The following is a 492-nucleotide window of genomic DNA, read 5'->3' as shown; positions in this document are numbered from 1 at the left end:
GGCCAGCGCAACCGACTCGCGCGAAGACTGCGCCGAGGTCTTGACGGACGCGGCGAGCTCTTCGGTGGTGRCTGCCGTCTGTTCGAGCGCGGCGGCCTGTTCCTCGGTGCGCCGCGACAGGTCGTCGGCGCCGGAGGCGATCTCCTGCGAGGAGGTGGCGATCGAGCCCGACGTCGCCTGGATGGTCGTGACCATCTCGCCGAGCTGTTCCATGGCATGATTGAAATGGCTGCGCAGCAGCGCGTATTCGGGCGGCATCTCCGCATCCATGCGGAAGGTCAGGTCACCTTTGGCGAGCGCGGCCATGCCCTCGCTGACCAGGCTGACGACCCTGTCGCGCTCGTCCGCCTTGGCCTGCTCGACGGCGCGGGCTTCCGCCTCGACCTTGAGGCGGGCGTGCTCGGAGGCTTCGAGATAGACCGAGATGGCATAGTCCATGTCGAGCAAGGTCGCCTTGACGATGGCGGTGATCTCGGCGGCACGCTCCTCGGC

1 pseudogene is annotated in these 492 nt (G+C 67.8%); it reads right to left on the bottom strand.

The features are described 5' to 3' along the window. Window positions 1-492 (bottom strand): annotated as a pseudogene (locus AB4Y92_RS25605) (methyl-accepting chemotaxis protein); the annotation flags it as partial.

The organism is Lysobacter sp. TAB13, assembly GCF_052113885.1.
GTDB lineage: Bacteria > Pseudomonadota > Gammaproteobacteria > Xanthomonadales > Xanthomonadaceae > Lysobacter > Lysobacter gummosus.
Note: the sequence above shows the minus strand (reverse complement) of the source record. Positions and strands in the feature narration are given on the sequence as shown.